The organism is Myroides injenensis M09-0166 (assembly GCF_000246945.1).
GTDB classification, from domain to species: Bacteria; Bacteroidota; Bacteroidia; order Flavobacteriales; family Flavobacteriaceae; genus Flavobacterium; species Flavobacterium injenense.
The window spans coordinates 21,671-30,488 of sequence record NZ_BAEX01000040.1 but is presented as its reverse complement, the minus strand read 5'-3'; the positions used below and the strand labels follow the sequence as shown (position 1 = coordinate 30,488).

The following is an 8,818-nucleotide window of genomic DNA, read 5'->3' as shown; positions in this document are numbered from 1 at the left end:
TATTTATAATGGTTCTATAATCAAAAATAAGTTTATTATTAATTGTTTTGATTATTTTATCTTAAAAATATTTGATAATTTTATTATGTTATGTAAAAAAAGGTTTCTATGGCTATTTTTTATGTGAAAAATGTATTATCTGCAAAAAAAATGTCTGTTGTGATATTTATCATTATCATGGTACTTTTTGTGTAATACTTTTATAAAAAATTATAGAAAGTAAAATTAAGAGCATTTATTTATTTTAAACAGTTTCAAAAATGAACACACTAACAAGAAAGATTGTGATGGCCGCGACAGGATTATTCTTGTGTTTTTTCTTATTGATTCACTTCTTAGGAAATACACAATTATTTTTAGAGCCAGCACAAGCCAGTAAAAACTTTAATGCTTATTCTAGTTTTTTGACAGGGAATTTTATCGTTAAAATGGTTTCCTATGTACTATATCTATCGATAATAGGACATGCGATTTACGCGTTGATTATTACTATGAAAAATAAAAAGGCAGGAGGTTCTTATGCAAAAGATAACAGAGGTAGAGCAAGTAAGTGGTACAGTAGAAATATGGGGGTACTTGGGACCATCGTATTAATTTTTATTGTAATACACTTTCAAAATTTTTGGTATCAATATAAGTTTGGAGCAATAGGATTAGATCAGTATGGTCATAAAGATTTATATGATGTAGTTGTTCAGTCTTTCCAAAATGGCTGGTTAGTGATTCTATATGTAGTAGCGATGGCTGCATTGTGTTATCATTTAATACACGGTATTTCGAGTGGAGTAAGAACATTAGGTTTATTTCATCCTAAGTTTGTGAAATGGATTAATGTTTTCGGAATTATATATTCTGTAATCATATGTGTTGGTTTCGCTTTAATGCCTATTTATATTTATTTTACTAATTAACAAGTTGTTGTAATGAAGTTAGATGCAAAAATTCCACAAGGACCACTAGAGGATAAATGGTCAAATTATAAAAAAACTGCTCGCTTGGTAAACCCAGCGAATAGAAAGAAATTAGACGTAATCGTAATTGGAACAGGATTAGCAGGAAGTTCAGTAGCAGCATCTTTAGGTGAGATGGGATATAATGTGAAGTCTTTCTGTTTTCAGGACACACCAAGAAGAGCACACTCTGTAGCTGCTCAAGGTGGTGTAAATGCTGCTAAGAATTATAAAAACGATGGAGATAGTGTTTATCGTATGTTCGTTGATACGTTAAAAGGGGGAGATTTTAGAGCGAGAGAAGCTAACGTATATAGATTAGCAGAATGTTCAGTTAATTTAATTGATCAAGCTGTTGCTCAAGGTGTACCTTTTGGACGTGAATACGGAGGATATCTAAATAATAGATCTTTTGGAGGGGTTCAAGTTAGTAGAACTTTCTATGCAAGAGGTCAAACGGGACAACAATTATTATTAGGTACTTATCAAGCATTAATGCGCCAAGTACATAAAAAGACAGTACAATTGTTCTCTTCTCACGAGATGTTAGATTTAGTAGTTATTGATGGGAGAGCTAGAGGAGTAATTGTACGTAATTTAGAAACTGGAGAAATTGAAAAACATGCTGCACATGCTGTTGTTTTAGCAACTGGTGGATTTGGTAAAATCTATTATTTATCTACTCTTGCTATGGGATGTAATGGTTCAGCAATATGGAGAGCACATAAAAAAGGAGCTTTCTTTGCTTCACCAAGTTGGACACAAATACACCCAACTTCACTACCACAATCAGGAGATTACCAGTCGAAGTTAACGCTGATGTCTGAGTCTTTACGTAATGATGGACGTATTTGGGTACCTAAAAAAGCAGATGATACTCGTATCGCAAATGATATTCCTGAAGAAGAAAGGGACTACTATTTAGAGCGTCGTTATCCAGCTTTTGGTAACTTAGCACCTCGTGATATTTCATCTAGAGCAGCAAAAGAAAGAATTGATGCTGGTCATGGAGTTGGGGCTTTAAAAAATGCTGTTTACCTTGACTTTTCGAAAGCAATTAGAGAGCAAGGTCAAGCTAAAATTGCTGAGAAATACGGTAACTTGTTTACTATGTATGAAAAAATCACAGGTATCAATGCTTATAAAGAACCAATGATGATTTCGCCAGCAGCTCACTTCTCAATGGGTGGACTATGGGTAGATTACGAATTAATGACTACAGTTCCTGGTCTATTTGCATTAGGAGAAGCGAATTTCGCAGATCACGGTGCTAACCGTCTAGGTGCAAATTCATTACTTCAAGCTTCTGTAGATGGTTATTTTATTGCGCCATATACTATTGCTAATTATTTAGCAGATCAAATTAGAGTTGGTAAAATAACTACTGATCATCCAGAATTTGAAAAAGCAGAGAAAGAAGTAATCGAAAAACTAGATAATTTATTAAATATAAAAGGTGATAAGTCAGTAGATTATTATCATAAGAAATTAGGGAAACTTCTTTATGATTACTGTGGTTTAGCTAGAACAAAAGAAGGACTAGAGTATGCTATAGAAGAGATTAAGAAATTAAGAGAAGAATTTTACAAAAATGTAAATGTACCTGGTACTGAAGATACATTGAATTCTGAATTAGAGAAAGCAGGGCGTGTAGCTGATTACTTAGAGATAGGTGTTTTAATGTGCTATGATGCGTTAACAAGAGATGAATCTTGTGGTGCTCACTTCAGAGAAGAATACCAAACAGAAGATGGTGAGGCAAAACGTAATGACGAAGATTTCCAATTTATTTCTGCTTGGGAATGGCCAGGAAGCCTTGATAAAAAACCTATTCTTAATAAAGAAGAATTAACATTTGAATATTTAAAACCAACTATTCGTAGTTATAAATAATAAATTAGTCTATGAAATTGCATTTAAAAATATGGAGACAAAAAAACCGTAAATCTGAAGGTAAGCTTGTAGATTATACGATTGATAATGTCAATACACATATGTCATTCTTAGAAATGTTAGACACATTGAATGAACAGTTAATTACAAGAAAAGAAGAACCAATTGAATTTGACCATGATTGTAGAGAAGGAATTTGTGGGCAATGTGGTGTGGTTATTAATGGTAACCCACATGGACCATTAAAAAACACAACTACTTGTCAATTGCATATGCGCGAGTTCAAAGATGGTGAAACTATACTAATTGAACCTTTCCGTTCTGCTGGTTTTCCTGTTAAAAAGGATTTGAAAGTAGATAGAAGTGCATTTGACCGTATTATTTCGTCTGGAGGATATGTTTCAGTAGATACAGGTCAAGCTCCTGAGGCTAATACAATTCCGGTATCTCATCCAACGGCTGAAGCTGCTTTTGATTCAGCTGCTTGTATAGGTTGTGGTGCTTGTGTAGCAACATGTAAAAACGGTAGTGCGGCTTTATTTACATCTGCAAAAATTACGCAGTTGGCTTTATTACCGCAATCTAAAGAAGAAAGAAAAGAACGTGCGTTGAATATGATAATGCAGATGGATCAAGAAGGATTTGGACACTGTTCTAATACTGAAGCTTGTGAGGTGGAATGCCCACAAGGTATATCGGTGCTTAATATTGCACGCATGAATTATGAATATAATCGTGCAAGTTTTTTAAAATTCAAAAAATAGATATATGAGACTTTTTAGTTTAATTAAACTAAAACTCTTAGTGCCTGCAGCCTTGTGCTGCAGCACTACAGTTTTAGCACAGGAACAAGTGACAGATACTATTCAGGTATTTGAACAACAAGTAATCATTAATCCAGTTGATGAAACTTTTCCAAAGTTTAAATTGGGAGGTGTTTTTCAAGGTAGATACATTGATAATTTCAAAAAAGATGTTGATATCGACGGATTGCACCACAGCGATGGAGAAGGTACAAGTAATTCATTCGATGTAAAGAGAATGCGTGTGTCTCTAACAGCGCGAATTACTGAAAATTTAGAAGTAATTACATTAGTTAACTTAGCTGATTCGAAAGATGAAAAAGTAACTAATAAGATCCTTGAAAACGCATACGCTAAGTATACTTTTAATAGATATTTTCAAGTCCAAATCGGACAATTCAGACCTCTATTCGGTATGGAGGAAACTTATCCAGTAGACATTGTTAAAGCACTAGATTATTCTAATTCTTATTACTTATTTGGTAGTAATGGTTGGATGAGCTTCCAGGTGGGGGCAGCCATTACTGGTAATGTTGATTTAGGTAAAGTGCCTATGAGTTATGGATTATCGATTACTAATGGTAACGGAAAAAATAAGACAGATAACGATAATGGGAAACACTATTCTAGTAGATTGTTATTTAACTTAGATAAAACTCATAACTTCAACGTAGGTGTAAGTGGTGGTATAGCTGAAGTAAAAAAAGAGAAATCTTATGCTGTCGGGGTAGAGGCAACTGTTAAAGTGCCACTTACTGATCGCTTAAGTGTGGATTTCCAAACTGAAGCTAAGCAAGGTACTAACCATAATGCTTTTTTCCGTGTTCCAGAAGATATTCGCATTGATAAGCTAGATGATTATGTTATGAAAAGTTTTTATATCCTTCCAAATATTCGCTATGAGGTAGGTAAAAAACATTTTCAAGCTATTGAGTTTGCTTGTCGTTACGAATATTTAGACGAGAATTCTAAATTAAACTCAAATGCGAGACAAACATTTACTCCAATGTTGAGTTTAGAATTCTTAAAAAATTATGGAGCTAGAATACAGATAGGAATGCAAATTGATAACTACAAAGAAAACATTAAAGACACAAAAACGTATAATTCTAATTTAGCATTTATACAATTTCAATGTAGATTATAATATTCCCAAAAGAGCATTAGAATGAAAGATATAAATATTAAGAGTTTAGGGATTACTTTTGTCGTAGGTATATTACTATGGTTTTGCCCTATACCAACAGGAGTTTCTGAAGAAGCATGGCATTTATTTGCAATTTTTGTTAGTACAATATTAGGAATTATATTAAAAGCTGCCCCTATGGGGACAATGTGTATGCTTGCAGTAGCATTAACAGCTTTTTTTCAATTATTGGCACCTGGAAATCCAGGTAAATCAATAGCCCTAAGTTTAAGAGGTTTTGGGGATAAAGTAATTTGGTTAATTGGTATATCCTTTTTTATAGCTAGAGGATTTATAAAAACAGGATTAGGTAATAGAATTGCCTTTTTGTTCATTAAAGCTTTTGGTAAGAGTACACTAGGGTTAGCTTATGGATTAGGACTAGCTGATTTAGTCTTAGCACCTGCTATACCAAGTAATACTGCCAGAGGGGGCGGAATTATCTATCCTATTATGAAATCGATGGCAATGAACTTTGGTTCAGATGCTTCAAAACCTGAAACTAATAGAAAATTAGGTTCTTATTTGACATTGAATTGTTACTATATGAATTTAATTGCTTCGTCAATGTTTTTAACAGGTACAGCAAGTAATCCGATGTGTCAAAAGTTTGCCGCAGATATGGGGGTTAATATAAGTTGGATGTCATGGTTAGCTGCAGGTTTTGTGCCTGGTCTAGTAGCTTTTATTGTTACTCCTTTTGTATTATATAAAATATTTCCTCCAGAATTAAAGAAAACGGGTGATGCACCTAAGATGGCTGCTGAAAAGTTAAAAGAAATGGGAAGATTATCTGTTCCTGAAATCTTAATGTTACTTACTTTCTTAATATTATTAGTGCTTTGGATTACTGGTGATTTATTTAGTATAGATGCTACCACTACTGCTTTTATTGGATTATCTATTTTATTGTTAACTTCTGTGTTGACATGGGATGATGTGAAATCTGAAAAAGGAGCTTGGGATACTATTGTTTGGTTTGCTGTTTTAGTAATGATGGCGAGTTCATTAAATGATTTAGGCTTCATTAGCTGGTTTAGTGGATTAGTTAAAGCACAAATGGGAGGAATGAGTTGGCATTATGCATATCCTTTATTAGTTATTGTATATTTTCTAAGTCACTATATTTTTGCTAGTGCTACTGCTCACGTAGCTGCAATGTATGCCGCCTTGCTAGGAGTGGGAATATCGCTAGGAGTACCACCTGTACTGTTGGCTATGATGCTTGGTTTTATGGGGTCTATTTATGGTACGATAACTCATTACGGACATGGTCCTGCTCCTGTATTTTTTGGTAGTGGCTATGTCGAACTTAAAACATGGTGGTTATATGGAATTATCATTGGTGTATTATTATTAGCAATCTATCTAATAATTGGTACTGGATGGATGAGTGTGATAGGATATTTCTAATCTCTTATTTTAATTCATTTACCAACGATTAAAAAATTATAGTTAAAAAAGTCAAGTTTTTTTATTGAAAAGGAGCTTGGCTTTTTTTTATGTTATATCTTGGTATAATATAAAAATGTAGTGTTATGACTGCTAAAGAGAAGATTGTAGTTTATTGGTTTAGACGTGATTTACGACTAAAAGACAATGTGGGGTTCAGTGCAGCTTTACAAAGTGGCTATAAGGTCTTACCAATCTTCATTTTTGATGTCGATATTCTTCAAGCATTTACAATTAAGAAAGATAGGAGAGTAGATTATATTTATCAAGTCATTGTTGAATTAGATAGTTTTTTAAAAAAGTACAATAGTGGTATTAAAGTTTTTCATTCTACAACAGAAAATGCTTTTGAATCTTTGACTAATGATTATGATGTTCAAGGAGTTTACTGCAATGAAGATTATGAATCTAAAGCATTGCAAAGAGATAAGCAAGTAAATGATTACTTAGCTATTCGACATATTCCTTTTTATACTTTTAAAGATCACGTTATATTTAAAGGTGGAGAGATATTAAAAAATGATAATTCACCTTATCAAATTTATACCCCATATAGTAAACAATGGCGCAGCAAATTAAATGAAGACTATCTAAGAGATTATACCATTAAGTTAACTCAAGATTTACTATATCCATTTACAAGCATATTGCCTACACTCGAGGATATTGGTTATGAAAAGAGTGACTTTAGTTTTGAAATACCTTCTTTAGAATCTTCTATTATTGATGATTATAATTTGAATAGAGATTTTCCATCAAAAGACGCTACTACTAAATTAGGCATTGCTCTTCGTTTTGGAACAATATCTGTCCGTAGATGTGTAAAATACGCTTTAGAACATAATGATGTATGGCTATCCGAATTGATTTGGAGGGACTTTTTTAGTCAGATTCTATATTTATTTCCGTTTGTGGAAAATAGGTGTTTTAAAGAAAAATATGAAGCTATACCTTGGCGAAATAATGAGGAAGAATTTGAATTATGGTGTAACGCTAGAACGGGGTATCCTATTGTAGATGCTGGAATGCGTGAATTAATATCAACTGGATTTATGCATAATAGAGTACGCATGGTAGTGGCTAGTTTTTTGACTAAGCACTTATTGATAGATTGGCGATGGGGAGAAGCTTTTTTTGCACAGTATTTATTAGATTATGATTTAGCTTCTAATAACGGGAATTGGCAATGGGCTGCGGGATGTGGCTGTGATGCAGCACCTTATTTTAGAGTGTTTAATCCACTAGAACAAGCAAAGAAATTTGATAAAGACAATGAATATATAGACAAATGGTTACCTGAAATTAGGCTAGGTACTTATTGGGAGCCGATTGTTGAACATAAATTTGCAAGAGAAAGAGCAATAGCAACTTACAAGAAATTTCTTAATGATTTTTATTAGAAACTAAATTGTGGCTCGAGAATTGATAATTATATAAAAAAGATACAAGTATGAATAAAGTAAAAAGATTATTGATGTTAGGTGGACTACTTAGTGTAGTTGGCTTAAATACAGTTGATATTAAAGCATGTACAAGAGTGGTGTACAAAGGACCAAACAATACAGTCCTTACTGCTAGATCAATGGATTGGAAAGAAGAAATTATGCCAAATATATGGGTGTTTCCACGTGGAGTAGAGAGAACTGGTGAAGTAGGTAAGGCTTCTGCTAAATGGAAATCAAAATATGGTAGTGTTATTACTTCGGCTTTTGATATTGCAACTACAGATGGAATGAATGAAAAAGGATTAGTGGCGAATATCTTATGGTTAGTGGAATCACAGTACCCAGAGTACAATCCTAATGGAAAAGATAAAGGACTTAGTTTATCACTTTGGGCGCAATATGCATTAGATAATTTTGCTACGGTAGAAGAAGCAGTTCGTGAATTCCAGGCTAATCCTGTAATAATTGTGACAGCCAATACTCCTGGTAGAACAACACTAGCAACTGTACACTTAACTTTATCAGATAGCAAAGGAGATAATGCTGTGTTAGAATACATCGATGGGAAACTTGTAGTGTATCACGATCCATCATATACAGTGGTTACTAATTCGCCTACTTATGACAAGCAATTAGCTATTAATGATTATATAAGTTACTTGCCAGGAAATAAAGTATTGCCAGGTACTGGACGTTCTGAAGATCGTTTTGCAAGAGCTAAGTATTACGCTACTGCAGTAGAGCAAAGTGATGACATTAAAGTTGCACTAGGAGCTACATTTAGTGTAATTAGAAATTGTTCTGTTCCTTATGGTGTTCATATTGATGGAGAACCAAATTTATCATCTACTCGTTGGAGAACGGTATCTGATCAAAAGAATTTAGTTTATTATTATGAAGATCCATTATCATTAACGCCACTTTGGATTGATTTAAAAGATATTGATTTTAGTCAAGGAGGAGAAGTTAAGAAACTTGATGTATCAAAAAGTCAGCAATATGCTGGGAACGTTAATGAAAAATTAGTTGATTCAAAAGCTTTTAAATTCTTAGGTATTTAAAGCTTTCTAAACTTTTAAAAAGATAAAA

The 8,818-nt window shown here is 33.2% G+C and carries 7 protein-coding genes; all 7 read left to right on the top strand.

The features are described 5' to 3' along the window. Positions 1–260 precede the first annotated feature (260 nt). The 7 genes from RH98_RS08185 (at position 261) to RH98_RS08155 (ending at position 8,790) form a co-directional block, all read left to right on the top strand. Positions 261–911, top strand: a complete 651-nt coding sequence (locus tag RH98_RS08185) for a succinate dehydrogenase cytochrome b subunit (RefSeq protein WP_026038811.1) — start codon at positions 261–263, stop codon at positions 909–911. A gap of 12 nt (positions 912–923) precedes the next feature. Then, positions 924–2,843 carry a fumarate reductase/succinate dehydrogenase flavoprotein subunit gene (locus tag RH98_RS08180; RefSeq protein WP_010252891.1) on the top strand — a complete coding sequence of 640 codons (1,920 nt, stop codon included), beginning with the start codon at positions 924–926 and terminating at the stop codon, positions 2,841–2,843. Positions 2,844–2,854: 11 nt separating this feature from the next. After that, positions 2,855–3,607 (top strand): succinate dehydrogenase/fumarate reductase iron-sulfur subunit, encoded by a 753-nt coding sequence (locus RH98_RS08175; RefSeq protein WP_010252890.1) that lies wholly within the window; start codon positions 2,855–2,857, stop codon positions 3,605–3,607. Positions 3,608–3,611: 4 nt separating this feature from the next. Next, entirely contained in the window at positions 3,612–4,793 is a 1,182-nt protein-coding gene (locus RH98_RS08170) for a porin (RefSeq protein ID WP_010252889.1), read from the top strand. A 21-nt stretch (positions 4,794–4,814) separates the two neighbouring features. Next, a complete protein-coding gene (locus RH98_RS08165; protein ID WP_010252888.1) occupies positions 4,815–6,245 on the top strand; it encodes an anion permease in 1,431 nt (476 codons plus the stop codon). 125 nt (positions 6,246–6,370) lie between these two features. Continuing rightward, entirely contained in the window at positions 6,371–7,684 is a 1,314-nt protein-coding gene (locus RH98_RS08160; RefSeq protein WP_010252887.1) for a cryptochrome/photolyase family protein, read from the top strand. Positions 7,685–7,758: 74 nt separating this feature from the next. Further along, on the top strand, positions 7,759–8,790 hold the full coding sequence (locus RH98_RS08155) for a linear amide C-N hydrolase (RefSeq protein WP_050996120.1): 1,032 nt from the start codon (positions 7,759–7,761) through the stop codon (positions 8,788–8,790). Positions 8,791–8,818: the final 28 nt, after the last annotated feature.